The organism is Croceivirga thetidis, assembly GCF_012272815.1.
In the GTDB taxonomy this organism is placed as follows: Bacteria; Bacteroidota; Bacteroidia; order Flavobacteriales; family Flavobacteriaceae; genus Croceivirga; species Croceivirga thetidis.
Window position 1 is genome coordinate 525,375 of record NZ_JAAWWL010000001.1, and the last position, 17,398, is coordinate 542,772.

Below are 17,398 nucleotides of genomic sequence, written 5' to 3' on the forward strand. Positions count from 1 at the left end.
ACATCAAAAAATAAAGAATGGGAAGAAAGAACCTGCAACATCTGCAATTATCTAATAATTCTGACAACCAACAACAAAATCTTGCAGGATACGAACATCTGGATTTTGCTGCCGGAATACCTCCTTATCTACGTGGACCCTATTCTACGATGTACGTTACAAGACCGTGGACCATTCGTCAATATGCAGGTTTTTCAACTGCCGAAGAAAGTAACGCTTTCTACAGAAGAAATTTGGCAGCCGGTCAAAAGGGATTGTCCGTGGCATTTGATCTTCCTACCCATCGCGGATATGATAGTGACCATGAACGGGTAATTGGTGACGTTGGTAAAGCTGGTGTGGCTATTGATTCCGTAGAGGATATGAAAATCCTTTTTGATGGAATTCCTTTGGATAAAATGTCCGTTTCTATGACCATGAATGGTGCAGTGCTTCCTATAATGGCATTTTATATTGTCGCGGCCGAAGAACAAGGGGTAAAACCTGAACAACTGGCAGGAACTATTCAAAACGATATCCTTAAGGAGTTTATGGTACGAAATACCTATATCTACCCTCCAACTCCTTCCATACAGATCATTGCAGATATTTTTGAGTATACCAGTAAGTACATGCCCAAATTTAACAGCATAAGTATTTCTGGCTATCATATGCATGAAGCCGGTGCCACAGCAGAATTGGAATTGGCCTATACCCTGGCTGACGGATTGGAATATATTAGAACTGGACTAAAGGCAGGTTTAAAAATTGACGATTTCGCACCCCGTCTTTCCTTTTTCTGGGGAATTGGGATGCACCATTTCATGGAAATAGCAAAGCTCCGTGCCGGCCGTATGCTTTGGGCAAAAATTGTAAAGCAGTTCAATCCACAAAATCCGAAATCCATGGCCCTGCGAACGCACTGCCAAACCAGTGGTTGGAGCTTAACCGAACAAGACCCTTTCAATAACGTTGCACGTACCACGATTGAAGCAGCAGCAGCTGTATTTGGGGGCACGCAAAGTCTGCATACCAATGCACTGGATGAAGCTATTGCCCTACCTACCGATTTTTCTGCGCGCATCGCCAGAAATACCCAATTGTTTCTTCAAGAAGAAACACAGATTACAAGAACAGTCGACCCTTGGGCAGGAAGTTATTATGTGGAATCATTGACCCATGAACTTTGCCAAAAAGCATGGCAACTCATAGAAGAGGTTGAAGAAATGGGAGGTATGACCAAGGCTATTGAAGCAGGAATTCCCAAAATGCGAATTGAACAAGCTGCAGCAAAAAAACAGGCCCGAATCGATAGCGGACAAGATGTTATTGTAGGAGTGAATAAATATCAATTAGATGATGAGGACGAACTACAGATTTTAGAAGTAGACAATCAAGCGGTTCGCAAGCAACAAATATCCCGATTGAATAAAATCAAAGCGGAAAGAGACCAAAATTTGGTAACTTCAACTTTAACCAAAATCTCCGAAGAAGCCAATAAAAAAGTTGATGGTAGAGGAAAAAACTTATTGGCCCAATGTGTTGAAGCAGCGCGAGCAAGAGCAACTTTAGGTGAAATAAGTGATGCCTTGGAAGCTGCTTTTGGAAGGCACAAAGCAGAAATAAAATCGTTTACCGGAGTATACGCAAGAGAAGTGAAAAAGGACCCCTCTTTTGAAAAAGCACTAAAACTTTCCGACGAGATTGCAGAGCAGGAGGGTCGCAGGCCTCGCATCATGATTGCCAAAATGGGGCAAGACGGGCATGACCGTGGGGCTAAAGTAGTGGCTACAGGTTATGCGGATTTAGGTTTTGATGTGGATATTGGGCCACTTTTCCAAACACCTGAAGAAGCCGCGAAACAAGCTGTTGAAAACGACGTACACATATTAGGCGTTTCCTCTTTGGCTGCTGGCCACAAAACTTTGGTGCCAAAGGTCATCGAAGAACTTAAGAAATTTGGAAGGGAAGATATTATGGTAATTGTAGGGGGAGTCATTCCTAAACAGGACTATGACTTTCTATACGAAGCTGGCGCAGTGGGTATCTTTGGCCCAGGAACTAAAATCTCTGAGGCTGCCATTGAAATTCTAAATATTTTAAAACATTAGTGGCCTATTTAATAATTAGGCCAAGAAATTAACTATTCAATAGCGTAGAAAATGAAGCCCTTCATTTTGATACCAAAGCAAACAGCTATAAATCATCTGAAATTATAAATTAGAATTAAGAATTGATTGACAAACTTTTCTAGCTTAAAATAAATTATTCAGATTATCCATGCACTTTTCAATTAGAGCAGTCAATTCACAGCAAAAGAAATAGAAGTTAATAACCCAATATTCCCAGGATAGTTAATATATTGTTCTAGTGATAGTTCAATCTCTTTTTGCTGGAATTTTGGCCTCTGTACTACATGTAGTCTCTGGTCCAGACCATCTTGCCGCAATAACCCCCTTGGCCATTGAAACCCGAAAAAAGGTATGGCGAATCGGTTTGTTTTGGGGATTTGGGCATCTTACGGGAATGTTGGTCATTGGACTACTCTTTTTGGCTTTTAAAGAACTTATACCCGTTGAGTTAATTTCGGAGTACAGCGAACAATTGGTTGGCGTTGTGCTCATCGGGGTAGGAATATGGGCCATTTTTCGAATTTTCTTCAAAGGAAAGGAACACAAACACCCCCATATTCATGGCGGTGAAAAACCATACATCCACGTACACGATCATAATCATGATCATAGCTCCCTGGAGCATGAACACACTCACTCAAAAGCACTTAAACAAAACAGTTGGTCTTCATTTTTAATTGGGGTTTTACATGGATTGGCTGGGATAGCGCACTTTTTGCTATTACTTCCTGTTTTAGGCTTTGAAAATCAATTTGAAGGGGTACTCTACATTATTGGATTTGCGCTGGGAACCATTTTGGCCATGGTGGTTTACTCTTATATTCTGGGAAAATTATCAAGGGGTTCCCAAAAACTACAAAACCCAAATACCTTTCAGGGTATTCGAATTGCCGGAGGATTGTTTGCTATAGTTATCGGGGTTTATTGGCTCTATCTAGGCTTCTAAAGCGACAAATCCATAATTGTCAAACGGTGGTTTCCCGTGTCGACGGCAATCAGTTTATCTTCTTGTGTACAAATGGAAAAAGGCCAATATAAGGAGCTGTCCGTTCTCACAATTGTAACCTTGTTATCACTTCCTGTCTTATCCAATTACTGTATTGGCCAACCTATAGATTTGAAAACCATATTCCCTTGTGATTCATAAATAGGCCATCCCTTCTATTCAAATCTAAAGGGGCCCCCTTAAAATCGGTAGCTCTAAGGCCAAGCTCGTTAAAAATGCAAGCGGTGGCTGCATAATCCCAGAGACTTCCACCTCCTTTTTCTTTTTTTGGGAATTTAAACATGAGTGCAGGTTGATGCTCCAGCACCTTAATGGCGTTAATTACAGAACCGCCACCGGAAAGCACCAACGAAGAATCTAAATTTAATTGATTTTGAATCACATTTATTTCCTTTAAAATCTGTTCAGGCAACTCCTTCTTGTTGAGTTTTTTGTCCGTTACAAAAGTCAAAAAGTCATTCTTTTTTTCCATGATTATGAACATTCCATTTTTGTAGACACCTTTTCCCCTTTGAGCCGTAAAAACAGTGTTGGAAACTGGGTTATAAACTACACCCAGAATGGGTACACCATCTTTACGAACCAAGGCAATGGAAACCGAAAAACCCTCTCGTTTTTCAATAAATGCTAAGGTTCCATCCATAGGGTCAATACACCAGAAGTAAGGCTTAATCAAACGACTCCCATCATCCTCCGTTTCTTCAGAAAGTATCGCCAAATCGTACTCCACACTTATGGGTTTAATATGTTTCAAAATGACTTCCTCACAAGCCTTATCAACTTTAGTTACCACTTGGGCTGCATAAGAGGACATGCCCTGTTTGGTGGTAACTTCGATGTCTTTTTCAAAATGGGTCATAATTATATTCCCCGCTTCTTTAGAAGCAGTAACGGCTACCTGTTGAAGTTTATCGAAATCTATACTCATAGATTACTTATAACGCTTTGGGTGATACGCTCGCTATAGGAATTTATCTTCCAATGCCCGGGGCTCCACCCTTTTAAAAACCGATGAAAGTCTGCCCAAGCTACGGAATAAAGTGGTCGCCACTCTTCTTCCACTTTTTCTGCTTCCCGATTCAAGTGATTCTTCAAATGAAAAAAATACGTATCCAATATTTTAGTTTCAAAAGCTTCGGACTGCACCTCATCTAAACAACTGCCCACAAAATAGGCCACATCTTTCATCCCACAGCCACCACCAACATATTGAAAATCCACTCCCGCTACTTCACTATTATCTGAAAAACAAAAATTGGCCAATTTAGCATCGCCGTGCACCAAGGTTTTGTAGTTACAATCGCTTAGTTTTTGGTCGATTCTTGCTGCAGCATTCTTTAAGGTTAAATCACTCAATTCCTCAAGCTCCTGGGGTCGGGTATCCAAGTGCCAATAGGTTCCCTTTTCCCATAAACCAACTGGTCGCTGATGTAAAAAACAAGCATGAAACTGCGCCAACCATTGTAGGCAATTGGATAACTCTGTCCAATCTAAACGCTGCTTTCGGATGAAATAACCTACAGTATCCAAATCCTCGAGCAGAATCCAAACTTCATTATCTCGCTCCATTACGCCATAACATTTTGGAATCCTCGCTTCGCAACAATCATTATAATTCTGATACCATTGCACTTCTACCTTATAGGACCTTAATTTACGTTGATGTCCCATATCAGAGTTCCACCCCCTGGGATGATTCCCCGTTTTATGAAGTTGGATATGTTTAACGATAACACTTGATAGCTCTGAACCCTCCAACAGGATGCGCTGAATGCTACCATATCCGCTCCATAAGGTTTGAATAACTTCTTTATCCCTAGCATCTGTTGCAGCCGTTTTGTTTAGGAGAAAAGACTTGAGTTTAGCATTCATAAGATGAAATTTAACAAAATGCATGGATTTGACCTTTGGAAGTCAGATAATTCTATTATCATCATCAAGGATGCCTGGCGAAGGTTCTTTCGTTTACTAAGGATTTAAAGTAGCAGGTCCATCAGCACTAGGCGATGATTGCCGGTGTCGGCAGCGATTAGTTTATTTTCTTGGGTGCATATAGAAAAAGGCCAATACAAGGAGCTATCGGTTCCCACTATTGTATCCTTATTTTCACTTCCTGTTTTAAAATCACGTTTCCCTATGACAGCATCAGCAGCCTGATTATTGGTATTCGGGATTTTTTTAAAATAAAGTAGTCTGCTGTTACCTGTATCATTGACCAACAATCCTTTTTTATAGAAGCAGACATCATACGTCCAGTTTAAGGTATGGGAATCAGGAAAAAGTCCATATTGATTTTGTCCACAGGCATCAAAGTCAGGTTGACCAATAATAACGTCCGCCGGGGCATGGAACGCCATTTCCCAATTTCGCCATATCAGAGTTCTGTAGAATTGCGTATCCGCTACGGCCAAAACACCATCTCGATTTAATTTAACGGAATACGGCCAAATAGGCTGATTGTTTTCATAGTCGCGAGTGGAAAAATTGGGTTTTCCAATCACTTTGTTTGCAGGAGCATAGTTTTCCGTAGGGATGGTGTCGTAATACAAGATTCTACGATTCCCCGTGTCAGCCAACCATAACTGCTTCCCGTCCGAAAAAACACCATAAGGCCAATGCATACTTTTTGCCGTGGGGTCTTTTGAGATGCCTTCGACATTGACCTCGTTCGATTCAAAATCAGGTTGACCCAATACCACGTCAGCCGCTTGTCCATGTTTGGTGGGCAATTGATGCCAAATCAAGACACGATGATTCCAAGCATCTGCAACAATTAACCGTTGTCCATCGCTCCAAATCCCAGAAGGATAATGTAAACTTTCAGCGGAAACAATCCCACCCGCATTTCTTCCCGAACTTTCAACGTCCTGCTGCCCTAAAACCAAATCCGGTTCTTTATATAGATTGTTTGGTAGTTTGTTCCATATGAACACCCGATTCTGACCAGTATCAGATACAAAAAGCATATCATTGATGAAATGGACTCCTCTGGGGGCCAAAAAGGGTTTCTGCTCGGAGCCTTTAAAAATGTAGGGGTTGCACACCTGTTTGCCTAGCGTTGAAAAGTCCATATTAGCAGATTCGTGGTAATTGTTCTCCAGGCAACATACTCACCACGCGTTTTCCTCCAATGGCACTTTCAAGAATCACCTGTCCTGGATGTTCTTCAGTGACCATACCGATGATTTTGGCATGCGTTCCATTTTCATTTTTTTGCAATTCGGAAAGGAATTTATCAGCTACTGCTTCATTGACAAAAGCGATGAATAGACCTTCGTTGGCTACGTACAAGGGGTCAAGCCCCAATAGTTCGCAGGCACTGGAAACTTGGTCATTAATAGGGAGGTCTTTTTGAAAGATATCGATTCCCAACTTGATGGATTGAGCAGTTTCTTTAAGAACAGTAGCCACTCCCCCTCTGGTGGGATCTGTTAATAGATGAATGTCTTCTCCAAATTGGTCCAAAAGACCCGAAATAGTGTGATTTAGGTTGGTCGTATCACTTTCTATTTCAGAATCAAATTCCAATCCTTCCCGAACTGACATGATGGCCATGCCATGGGTAGCTACTTGTCCGCTAATAATAATTTTATCACTCTTTTTGATAGTACTCGCCGCGATATTTGCTTTGGGATGCACTTTCCCAATGCCGGAGGTATTAATAAAGATTTTATCACCTTTCCCTTTTTCCACCACCTTGGTATCTCCCGTAACTACATGTACTCCGGCTTTCTCACAAGCAAATTTTACAGCAACCAAAACCTCCCAGAACTCTGAAACCTTTAGTCCCTCTTCAATAATAAAGCTCAGTGATAGATATTTTGGGATAGCCCCACACATCGCTAAATCGTTTACTGTACCGTTTACGGCCAGCTCACCAATATTTCCCCCTGGAAAGAAGATTGGGGATACCAAAAAACTATCTGTAGAAAAAGCCGTCTTCCCGTCAAGCTCTATAAATGCACCATCATGACGAGCGTCCAAAATAGGATTTGACAAGAGGTCAAAAACCCCACTATCCAGTAATTTATTGGTTAATAATCCACCACTACCATGGCCCAAGGTAATGACATCAAAATCTAATTTGGGCATAGGGCATTGCAACTGCATGCGTAATTTTTTCTCTTCTGACATTCAAAATTATTATGCTTCGACCATCCCTGAAAAATGATAATACGCGGCACACGCACCTTCACTGCTCACCATCGGAGCACCCAATGGATTTGATGGTTTACACTTTTTACCAAACTGTGCGCATTCAAAGGGTTTCTTGATACCTTTCATGATTTGACCTGAGATACACTCCGGATTTTCTGGCGCTTCTTCAATGGAAACTTCATATTTCTTGGTCGCATCAAAATCCGCATATTTGGGTTTTACTCCATACCCGCTCATCGGGATTTCACCAATACCCCGCCACATCTGATTCTGAATTTCAAATACTTCGTGAATTACTTTTTGTGCTTCGACATTGCCCTCTTCACGGACGATACGCGCATATTGATTTTCAACTTCTGATTGGCTTTGTTCCAATTGGCGAATCACCATTAATATACCTTGAAGCACATCCAAGGGTTCAAAACCAGTCACGACAATAGGCACTTTGTATTTTACAGAAAGTGGATGGTACTCCGAATTGCCCATAATGGTACAAACATGACCTGCTGCTAAAAAGCCATCGATTCGGCTTTCTTCGTCATCGATGACCGCCTTAATCGCCGGTGGAACCAATACATGTGAAGCCAAAATAGAATAGTTCTTCAATCCTTTACGGTGTGCATGAATCACTGATAGTGCATTGGCTGGTGCTGTAGTTTCAAAACCAACCGCAAAAAAGACGACCTCTTTTTCAGGATGGTCTTCCGCAATTTTTACAGCTTCCAAAGGAGAATATAAAATGCGTACATCTGCTCCTTCCGCTTTTGCCTCCAAAAGACTTTTTTCTGAACCGGGTACGCGAAGCATATCCCCAAACGAGCAGAGAATAACCCCTTTTTCCAACGCCAAATGCACGGCCTTATCAATCAGGTTCAAGGGAGTTACACATACTGGACAGCCCGGACCATGAATCATCGTGACTTCTTTCGGCAACATCTCAATAATACCATTCTTCACCAAGCTATGAGTTTGCCCACCACAAACTTCCATAATAGACCATGGTCTTGAAACGGTATTCTTGATTTCCTCCAAGTATTTTTTCGCCAATTCTGGGTCTCGGTACTCTGATAAATACTTCATAGCCTATTCTTTTTTGGGTAAATATTCGTCTACATCTTCCAATTCGCCCAGTTCTCCAATTTCTTCCAGATAGCTGAACGTTTTTTGAGCTTCCTCTTCATCTACTTTACTAATCGCCACTCCCACATGAACCAATACGTAATCGTCCACTTGCGCGTCGGGGAGCATTTCTAAACTGGCCTCCTTGGTAATTCCCCCAAAGGAAACTTTAGCCATACGTACCAGACCATCATGTATAGTCTCAATACTTTTGATTTTTCCTGGAATCGCTAAACACATAACTTATTCTTTTATGTTTTGATAATAGGCCAATTGGCCCAATGCTATATTCTCGTCGTTACTTGACATCTCCTTATGAAATAGGAAGTTAATATCATTTTCTTTGGTCATATCCAATAATGTTTGTACCAATAAGCGATTTTGAAATACACCCCCGCTACAGGCAATGGTTGATATTTCAAAAGTCTTTGCCATTTTAATCACCACCCCTGCTAGCGTATAAATGAAACTGGCTGCTAGCTTTGCTTTTAATTCTCCTTGATTTTTCAGGGTAAGTAAGCGGTCTATAATTGTTTTGGAAGGAACATTTTCAAAGGATTTTCGCTCCAACAAATCAATACACTCCCCTCGGTATTGCCATGCGAGATTTTCCAAAAGCAACGCAGCTTCTCCTTCATAAGTGGAAACATCCAAAACCTCCAATAAGGAAGCAACCGCGTCAAACAATCTGCCGACAGAAGATGTTTTGAGTTTTGGATTCTCTTTCAGTTTTTGGTAAATCTTAAATTCCCCTTTTGAAAATTTGTCTTCAACTTCAGTTTCTGGAGCTACCAAACTGAACAATGACAATCTCGGTTCTTTGGCCATTTTATCTCCTGCCAAGGTGTCGAAGTATTCAAAGTGTGCCTTTCGGTCCATTTGGTGATTCTCATACACAAAAAACTCCCCACCCCAAATCATGCCATCATCACCTAGACCGGTCCCATCCCAAATCACACCGAGAACAGGTGTTGTAGTTTCAAATAAATCATGCTCTGCCAAAACACTTGCAAAATGCGCTTTATGGTGTTGCACCTCAATCACAGAAACTTCCCAATTTGTGGCGAGTTCCTTTCCTAAAATCGTGCTTTGATAAGCAGGATGCTTATCTACCACAACCATTTCTGGCAATTCCTCAAATAGTTGGGTGTACCGTTGCAAAGTATCCGTGTAACGCTGAAGTACTTCGTAGGAATCTAAATTTCCAAAATAGGGGCTCACATAGGTATGTCCGTTAGGTGTGAAGGCCAGGGTACTTTTTAAATGTGCCCCCATGGCCAATACCTTCTCGCTAGTCTTGGGGGTGTATCCCATAAGATTAGGAGCCAATCCTCTAGAGCGGCGCAACAAAATTCGCTGCTTATCCGCAAAATGCATTACCGAGTCATCTTGAGGAAAAACAATTTCCAAATTATGGTTCAAAAAATAATCTGCCACTACATTCAACTTTTCTCTAGCTTCTTTTTCTGATGAAAGAATTGGTGAACCGTGGATATTTCCACTTGTAGCTACTAAAGGAATTTGTACTTCTATGGAAAGCAAAGTCAACAAAGCACTTGAGGGCAACATGACCCCGTAGTGGTCTAAACCGGGAGCTACTTCCTCAGCTAGGTGCTCTTTTGTTTGTTGCTTGGCATCTAAAAGTACAATGGGACAGACTCTTGATTCCAGGGCGTTCTGTTCGTGTTTGGATACCTCATAGGCTTCATGGATTTTTTCCATGTTCGGGTACAACAAAGCAAACGGTTTGGTTGGACGCTGTTTTCTTTGTCTCAATTTCTTAACGGCTTCAGGATTTGTGGCATCCACACATAACAGGTAACCACTGGTATTTTTCAAAGCGACAATGGCTCCATCCTTTAGGAAACTAGCAACCGTACTTAAAATCGCCTTTTCGTTTTCGGCAGAAACTGGTTCCCCTGAATTCGATAGCAGTTGCATTGTAATTCCACAATCCTCACAACTATTGGTTTGGGAATGGAATCTGGAATCCTTTGGGTTTTCATATTCGACAACGCAGCTTTCACACATAGTGAACTGGTTCATTGAGGTATGTGCCCGTTCAAATGGAAATTTTTGTGTGATGGCATACCTTGGACCACATTGAGTACAAGTGGTAAAGGGGTACCGATATCTTCGATTCCTTGGGTCTTGAATTTCCGTTTTACAGGAGTTGCAGATGGCAAAGTCCGCCGTAAGGGGTATCGCTATTTTGGTGGTTTTTTGAGAAGGGATAATAGAAAAGTTTTCGAACTCCATGGATTCCATTTCCTCCATAGTATGATTTTGGATGATAGCAGCATCCGGTGCTTTTTCCAAAATGTCTTCCATAAAATTCATTAACTCACTTGTTCCATTCACATAAATCAAAACCCCATTGGCGTTATTGCTTACTGTACCCTTTAGCTGATATTTTTGGGCCAGGTTAAAGACGAAGGGTCGGAATCCAACTCCTTGTACTTGACCACCAACCTGTATTTTATAGGTTTTAAGCATTCGGCTTAAAAGCCTTTCTTATCATTTATTTTTTCAACTAACCAGTCGCACCATTCATCAATGCCTTCATCAGTTAGTGAGGATATTTGAATCATTTCCAATTCATGGTTGACCTCTCGGGCATCTTTGGTAACCGCATCTACTGAAAACGGTAGATAGGGCAACAAATCAGATTTTGACACTAGCATCAAATCACTGGTCAAAAACATCTTTGGATATTTTTTTGGCTTGTCGTCTCCTTCGGTTGTTGCAATCAAGGTTACACGAAAATCCTCACCTAAATCAAAGGAAGCCGGGCAAACCAAATTCCCCACATTCTCAATGAATAATAGGTCTATGCTTTCCAAATCAAACTGGTCCAAGACCTGATGGACCATTTGGGCTTCCAAATGACATATTCCACCAGTAACAATTTGCAATGCATGAATTCCTGTTTCTCGAATACGCTCCGCATCCCTTTCGGTTTCCAAATCCCCTACCATAACTGCCAAGTTGATTTTGTCCTTCAATTTTTCCGCGGTCTTTTGCATTAAAGTGGTTTTACCACTTCCGGCAGAAGATGTGATGTTTATTAAAAGAGTTTTGGTCTTGGCAACTTCTTTTCGAATAATGTCCGCTACAAAATCGTTAGCCTTTAATAAATGTATATTAGTGTTTTCGCACTGGACGGTGCCTCTAGCTGCCTTAGTTGACTTTTCTATCATAGCTTAATCTTCAAATTCTACTTTATGTATTAACAATTCTTCTCCTTGAATCACATTTTTGCTCGGTCGTTCACAATTATCACAGAGAAATCTATAGTTTTTCACTAGGGTTATATGATTGCAAACTTCACACTGAATCTTGAGTTCAGTAGATTCTATATTCAATTTCACCGCACTGTACTCTGGATGGGACATGTGATATGCGCTGTAAGCATTATGGAGCAACCTAGGTTCAATATTCGAAAGTATTCCCACCTTTAGGTGGATGGATTTCATTTTATCGAGCTTTTCCTTTTCGAACTCCATTTCTAAAGTCCTCATGATGCTATTTACTATGGATGTCTCGTGCATAAGCTTAAATTATTGCTTTTAATTTTTCTAATTTTTCCAGTTGTTCCTCAGCTCGATTCAAGAGGTTTTCGTCAGTAACCAACGATTTCACCTCTTCTACTTTTTTCCGCATCGATTGCAATCTTTCTTCCTCCTGTTTTCCATCTTCATTGTGCATCAACCAGCCCAATTCCAATTGGTTCAAAAGGGTCAATGCACGTTCGGTGGGATATTTTTCCGTTGTGCGGATTTCCAACGCATTTTCGAAAAGACCGTAAGCCTTTTCATGATTGTTATGAAGTTTTGCGGGAGGAAAATCCATCAAAGCTGTAGCATAGTTATGACAGACCATGGCGTGTTCATAAGGGTGGGTCTCCTTTGTATAGAATTCTAGTGCTTCCTTGAAGGCTGAAGCACAAAACGCCGTCCACATTGGTTTTTCATCTGGCGGCGCGGGAATCTCGGAATAGATGAGTGCCAAGGAATGTTGGATTTCAGCAAAGTAATCTGGATGCGAATCTTTTTTAAAGACTTTCAAGGTATCCTGAAAAGCATTAATCGCCGCTTTATAATATTGAGGACTTCCATTCTTGGACCAATGGTAAAGAAGATGCGCTTTCTTTAAGCCTGCCTCACCTAAAAACTCTGTTACCTCCTCTTCCTTGAACGTTTTAATTGCTGTATTGATATGTTCCTTAGCCAAAGGGAAATCCCCTAGAAAATTGGCAACATCGCAGGCTTCCATAGCCAATAGGGCTGCATTCAAGTTTAAATCATGTGCTTGAAGGTATTGAATGCATTCTTCTTGTTTTACCAAGATACTTTTTAGGGTATCTGGATCATAGGGAAGCTGTAAATTTTTAAAGCTAGCGGTACACCATTGCATGGATAACGCAAGTTGAGCGGCTTTTGAATTTGCTTCTTTAAGAAATGATTCACTAGCTACTATGGTATCTTCAAACAATTGGGCATCCAACAGAAGGTTGAGATAGTGTTTGGCTGTATAGCTTTTTACATCAGAACTACTTGCCTGTTGAAGGGCATTTGCGTAAAGTTCTCGCAACTCATTAAAGCTGATTCTTGGAGAGAGATTGCTGTAATGATGAAGAATAGCTTTGTTATGCGCATTTAAATCGAATAGCTCTTCTAATTCGATTTCATAACCAAACTTGAGTTTGGTAGCTAACAATAGATGTTTGTATGAGGAGTCAGATTCAGAAATGTACTGAAAGGCTTGTTGCTCGTTCCCAATTTTATAGAAAACTAAGGCCAATAAACTAGCTTCGCTCAATACCACAGAAGGAAAAAGATAGGGAGGTTCGGTATCGAACCAATCAATTGTTGAATGAATCTCCTTCCCTTCTACACGAAGTATTTTATCACTTTTTTCTAAAGGTGAATCCTCAGTCGAGACTTGCACCAACTCATTTAAGTGGTCCACCGAATCAATGATTTCCTTAATCTGGAATTCATGCTCAGTTGTTGTTAATATCGTAATCATCCTTTTTCACTTTTTGTGTTCCTCTTGTGTCTTTCGCCGCCGTCAGCTGCATGTTCCTGGCGTGAATTTCCGCCAAACGTCTGGAACGATAATCTGCAATTTCATTCACCAACACCCGTGATGGGTTGTTTGTATCAATAAAGACCAGCGAGACCACCCACCTTCCCCGTTCCTCCTCAATTCGGGTCTGTACTTCAGCGTCTTGTAACCAGGCATCATCATCTTTTTCGCCTCCTCTCATACCGATATTTTCAGAAGATTGGTTTTTTCAATCCATTCATAATTCAGCTCACGGTCTGAAGTGTCTAAATCATTATCAATAAATATTTCCCGAACAGCCAGAACTTTATCCCCTTTCAAGTTTCGGTCCTTTAGCAAGAATTGCGTGGGTTCATACATTTTTACAAACCATTGACTGCTAACCGGAGTGATTAAGAGGTGTTTTTTTTCTTTTACGTAAGTCACATAAGCGTAATGAATTTGTTGGAATACCTTTTGTACCAGCTCCGCCTGTAACAAGACATGGGATGACCTCAAAACCACATCGGAATTCATGATACCTTAAGTGCTTTAAGTTCATCCATAATGTGGGTTACCACTTTATCTCCAGCCTCCTTAACAGTTGGGCTTAAATCTACCTCTAACCTTGTGTTGTCGATTGCAATGAGGTATACACTGATATCCTCAGGGTAAGAATCTCCCATAATCTTTTTGGCGTAGGAAAGCGCTTGGTCCCATTTCATTCCATGAAGAAAAACCATAGGGTCTTCTTCCGGAGCACGCAGTACTTCTTCCGCTGGAACCTTAAACAAAGTTCCAATGGGTTCATTCGTGTTGATTACGGCGTCAACCAAAATAATTTTATCATGACCCTTTAGTCCAAAAAGAACTTCAAAGGCAGCAGTCCCCATATCAAAAAGGCTCACAGCATCAGTATTGCCAATACTTTTCCGGAGTTCCTCTATTACATAAATACCGATAGCGTCATCACTTCTTACCGGATTTCCAAAACCCATTATGGCTGTTCTCATCAATCTTCTTTTTCTATTGGTTTTTGAAAAGTGAGACCTGCTGGGCAGCAATAAGCCCAACAGGTCTCAAATTATATTGGTTTTGTTTAACGTTCCTTTTTCTAAATCTTGAATTTTGAAAGTTCAACGCCGCTCTTTTCGTCATGGGCGTGTACCGTGCACACTAAACATGAATCAAATGAACGGGCCACCATTCCTACTTCAACTGGGTCTTTCACGTCCTCAATATCCGTACCTTCCAAAGCCGCTTCAATAGGACCAGGATTATCATTTCCATCATTGGGCCCAACATTCCATGTGGTAGGGGCCATAACTTGATAGTTTTTGATAACGCCATTCTCCACTTCGATCCAGTGCGCCAAAGCACCTCTTGCCGCTTCGGTAGCTCCAAATCCTTTACCATCCTTTTCAACAGGTTTGTTATAGAAGTCCCCATCCAAATCAATTTGACCTAACCATTCATTGATCAATTGGTAGATTCTAGGAGCCTCGTGAACTCTGGCCAACACTCGAGTAAATACACTAGCGCCACCTAGTTTACGATAAGCATCAATAAAAAATGGGTCTCTGATTTGATGTTCATGATTAGCCGGATTACCTGCCATGATACAACGCGCCATAGGTCCAGCTTCGGCTGCATAACCATCATATCTTGGAGCTTTGGCCCAACTGTATTTCCCATCAAAATCTGAATGATGTAAAGGTTGCGATTTCACTGGGGTTGGAATTGGTTCGTCCCATGGGTGCAATCCATCTTCCTGGTCACCAAACCAAGAATGCTTCACATGCTCGCTGACCTTCATGTGGTCAAACTCATGCCAATTCTCTCCATCGAAGAAACCACTAGGACTAATCAAAGCTTTGTTTCGGCCTTCTATTGTAGGATTATTGTACATGTCTTTATGTAAGTAGGTGCCAAACGCCAAGAATTTCTCAACCCCTTTACCAAACTTGTCTAAACCGAATTCAAGCCCTGCTCTAATATATAGGCCTAAATCACTGTTCTTATGTGAATCACTTTCTTCTAACCAAGCTAGCATATCTTCCCACGACTTGATTTCCATATATCTTTCAATGGTACAGCCCAACCAAACTGGTTCTAACCAGTCGTTTTTGAATTGGGTCATAATCGCATAGGCCCTGGTTATATCCTTTAAGGTAGGCGCACACATAACCCCACCGGGTACCATATAACTGGAGTGCGGCCACTGTCCTCCAAAAAGAGCATATACTTGTACCGGAAGTCCACTTGCGGTCAATCCCGTTTGAAAGGTTTCCCCAACGTATGCCGACCATCGTTTCACCACCTCTTTATATAAGGGTTTATTCGCAAATTTCTTGTTTGCCATGTCAGTAGCGAAGATGGCGTAAAACCATCGTGGGATACTTTGGATGGTTTCCGTGGCTTGTCCAATTGCTCTTAGCAAAAGAGCGTTTGGTGAAAGTTGCGTTCCCCAAGCGGTATCCAATGCCGACGAAGCACAATAGAGGTGTGAACCCCCGCAAATACCACAGATTCTTGGAGTAACGATTAACCCAGATTGTGGGTCTTTCCCTGCCATAATTTTTTCAAACCCACGGAACATTGCCGCCTGGGTATGGGCTTTGGTCACTTTGCCTTCATCGATGTACACTTTTACATCTAAATCTCCCTCGACACGACCAACGGGAGAAATATTCAATTCTTTAACTGCCATTTTATTTTTCTAGTAAGTTTAATTATTTGGAAGCCTCCATTATACGGTTGTTCTTTGGCATTACTTTTTGGAATCCTGCTTCCATGTAATAGGCCAATTTTGTTCTTCCCGTAGGAACTTCTTTAGGCAGGAAGCCTAAATATTTCATGGTTTTGAAAACACTTCCTTTTTGGAGGTCATTATGTGGAAATCCAGGTTCTGTACAACCCAAACAAGGATGATTGGCCCTTGTTTTACTTGATTGTCTATTCCACAGTATATTGTTACAGCTTGCTCGAGTCATTGGGCCCCTGCATCCTACTTCGTAGAAGAGACATCCACCACGTCTACCAAATCCACCATCGACCTTTTGTGCAAAATTGGTCACATTGGTACAACCGTCTTGAACAAAATTGGTGAAGAAGGTTTTTGGACGATGATATTCATCAATAAGAACATCCCCAATCCTACCCACAGCTATGGCCACTAAAATTTGTGTGATCCAATCTGGGTGTGCAGGGCATCCAGGTACATTGATAACGGGCAGTCCGCCTTTGGATACATAATCCGCTCCAAGAAAACCGCCTTTGGCTTTTTTATGGAATTGCAGTCCTGTAGATTCACTCGGATTTGGCGGAACTGCAGGAATACCCCCCCAGGTAGCGCAATCGCCAATAGCGACTACATAACCCGCTACTTCAGACAGTTCTTTAATCCAATCCATCATCGGCCTGTCAGCAAAAAAGTTCATGGTACCCGTACCATTCGGCCCTTGAATCAATGAGCCTTCGTAGACCAGAATATCCATTTGCACTTTACCATCTAGGATATCCTTTAATAAGTCCTGTACTTGGTCTCCGATCTGGAGACCAGTGGTAGGGTGCCAAAGAATATTGAGTCCAAAATCAGTAATCAATTCTACCACTGTGGGTTCTTCGGCGTTCAGAAAAGACATCGTGTTACCACTACATGCCCCCCCTTGTAACCATAAAACATTTGCCATAGTTTAGTTGTTAGGTGTTTGACGATTCGTAAATATTATTAAACAATATTCAATATTGTTTAATATATTCTAATATATAATTACACAGAATGCCAAAAATTGTTAATTTATTAGTAATATGGTAAAACATAAGGAGAATTCAAAGGGATGAAATCTATTTAGAATGAATCCATTTTAAGATGTCTTGAAGGGTTAATTCTTTAATAATTAGCAAAGCACTTGACATAACAAAATTAAAGGGGTTCTAAACAAGCCGTGGGAGC

At 41.2% G+C, this 17,398-nt stretch carries 17 protein-coding genes; 2 read left to right on the forward strand and 15 right to left on the reverse strand.

What is annotated here, in order from left to right:
* The first annotated feature begins 17 nt into the window (after positions 1 to 17).
* The gene (scpA, locus tag HCU67_RS02295; RefSeq protein WP_168550991.1) at positions 18 to 2,090 is read left to right on the forward strand and encodes a methylmalonyl-CoA mutase; all 2,073 of its coding nucleotides are present in this window, start codon (positions 18 to 20) and stop codon (positions 2,088 to 2,090) included.
* Between the two features lie 259 nt (positions 2,091 to 2,349).
* Positions 2,350 to 3,057, forward strand: a complete 708-nt coding sequence (locus HCU67_RS02300; RefSeq protein ID WP_168550992.1) for an urease accessory protein UreH domain-containing protein — start codon at positions 2,350 to 2,352, stop codon at positions 3,055 to 3,057.
* A 163-nt stretch (positions 3,058 to 3,220) separates the two neighbouring features.
* Here HCU67_RS02300 and HCU67_RS02305 read toward each other — a convergent pair whose 3' ends face one another.
* The 15 genes from HCU67_RS02305 to HCU67_RS02375 all read right to left on the reverse strand — a co-directional run bounded on the left by HCU67_RS02305 (position 3,221) and on the right by HCU67_RS02375 (position 17,135).
* Positions 3,221 to 4,045 (reverse strand): 3'(2'),5'-bisphosphate nucleotidase CysQ family protein, encoded by an 825-nt coding sequence (locus HCU67_RS02305; protein WP_210423602.1) that lies wholly within the window; start codon positions 4,043 to 4,045, stop codon positions 3,221 to 3,223.
* Positions 4,042 to 4,989 (reverse strand): phosphotransferase, encoded by a 948-nt coding sequence (locus HCU67_RS02310; RefSeq protein WP_168550993.1) that lies wholly within the window; start codon positions 4,987 to 4,989, stop codon positions 4,042 to 4,044. The genes HCU67_RS02305 and HCU67_RS02310 overlap by 4 nt, the downstream gene beginning before the upstream one ends.
* 104 nt (positions 4,990 to 5,093) lie before the next feature.
* The gene (locus HCU67_RS02315) at positions 5,094 to 6,188 is read right to left on the reverse strand and encodes an NHL repeat-containing protein (protein ID WP_168550994.1); all 1,095 of its coding nucleotides are present in this window, start codon (positions 6,186 to 6,188) and stop codon (positions 5,094 to 5,096) included.
* A gap of 1 nt (position 6,189) precedes the next feature.
* The gene (gene hypE / locus HCU67_RS02320; protein WP_246865686.1) at positions 6,190 to 7,251 is read right to left on the reverse strand and encodes a hydrogenase expression/formation protein HypE; all 1,062 of its coding nucleotides are present in this window, start codon (positions 7,249 to 7,251) and stop codon (positions 6,190 to 6,192) included.
* A 9-nt stretch (positions 7,252 to 7,260) separates the two neighbouring features.
* Positions 7,261 to 8,355, reverse strand: coding sequence for a hydrogenase formation protein HypD (gene hypD, locus HCU67_RS02325; RefSeq protein ID WP_168550995.1), 1,095 nt, complete (start codon positions 8,353 to 8,355; stop codon positions 7,261 to 7,263).
* 3 nt (positions 8,356 to 8,358) lie between these two features.
* On the reverse strand, positions 8,359 to 8,634 hold the full coding sequence (locus tag HCU67_RS02330) for a HypC/HybG/HupF family hydrogenase formation chaperone (protein WP_168550996.1): 276 nt from the start codon (positions 8,632 to 8,634) through the stop codon (positions 8,359 to 8,361).
* Positions 8,635 to 8,637: 3 nt separating this feature from the next.
* Entirely contained in the window at positions 8,638 to 10,890 is a 2,253-nt protein-coding gene (gene hypF, locus HCU67_RS02335; protein WP_168550997.1) for a carbamoyltransferase HypF, read from the reverse strand.
* A 5-nt stretch (positions 10,891 to 10,895) separates the two neighbouring features.
* Positions 10,896 to 11,594, reverse strand: a complete 699-nt coding sequence (hypB, locus tag HCU67_RS02340; RefSeq protein ID WP_168550998.1) for a hydrogenase nickel incorporation protein HypB — start codon at positions 11,592 to 11,594, stop codon at positions 10,896 to 10,898.
* 3 nt (positions 11,595 to 11,597) lie between these two features.
* A complete protein-coding gene (locus HCU67_RS02345) occupies positions 11,598 to 11,945 on the reverse strand; it encodes a hydrogenase maturation nickel metallochaperone HypA/HybF (protein ID WP_168550999.1) in 348 nt (115 codons plus the stop codon).
* A gap of 4 nt (positions 11,946 to 11,949) precedes the next feature.
* Positions 11,950 to 13,425, reverse strand: a complete 1,476-nt coding sequence (locus tag HCU67_RS02350) for a hypothetical protein (RefSeq protein ID WP_168551000.1) — start codon at positions 13,423 to 13,425, stop codon at positions 11,950 to 11,952.
* Complete coding sequence (locus HCU67_RS02355) at positions 13,400 to 13,666, reverse strand: hypothetical protein (protein WP_168551001.1); 267 nt, start codon at positions 13,664 to 13,666, stop codon at positions 13,400 to 13,402. The genes HCU67_RS02350 and HCU67_RS02355 overlap by 26 nt, the downstream gene beginning before the upstream one ends.
* Positions 13,663 to 13,980, reverse strand: a complete 318-nt coding sequence (locus HCU67_RS02360; RefSeq protein ID WP_168551002.1) for a hypothetical protein — start codon at positions 13,978 to 13,980, stop codon at positions 13,663 to 13,665. The genes HCU67_RS02355 and HCU67_RS02360 overlap by 4 nt, the downstream gene beginning before the upstream one ends.
* Positions 13,977 to 14,456 carry a hydrogenase maturation protease gene (locus HCU67_RS02365; RefSeq protein WP_168551003.1) on the reverse strand — a complete coding sequence of 160 codons (480 nt, stop codon included), beginning with the start codon at positions 14,454 to 14,456 and terminating at the stop codon, positions 13,977 to 13,979. The genes HCU67_RS02360 and HCU67_RS02365 overlap by 4 nt, the downstream gene beginning before the upstream one ends.
* Before the next feature lie 101 nt (positions 14,457 to 14,557).
* Positions 14,558 to 16,153 (reverse strand): nickel-dependent hydrogenase large subunit, encoded by a 1,596-nt coding sequence (locus HCU67_RS02370; RefSeq protein WP_168551004.1) that lies wholly within the window; start codon positions 16,151 to 16,153, stop codon positions 14,558 to 14,560.
* A gap of 22 nt (positions 16,154 to 16,175) precedes the next feature.
* Positions 16,176 to 17,135, reverse strand: a complete 960-nt coding sequence (locus tag HCU67_RS02375; RefSeq protein ID WP_168551005.1) for an NADH-quinone oxidoreductase subunit B family protein — start codon at positions 17,133 to 17,135, stop codon at positions 16,176 to 16,178.
* Between the last annotated feature and the right edge of the window lie 263 nt (positions 17,136 to 17,398).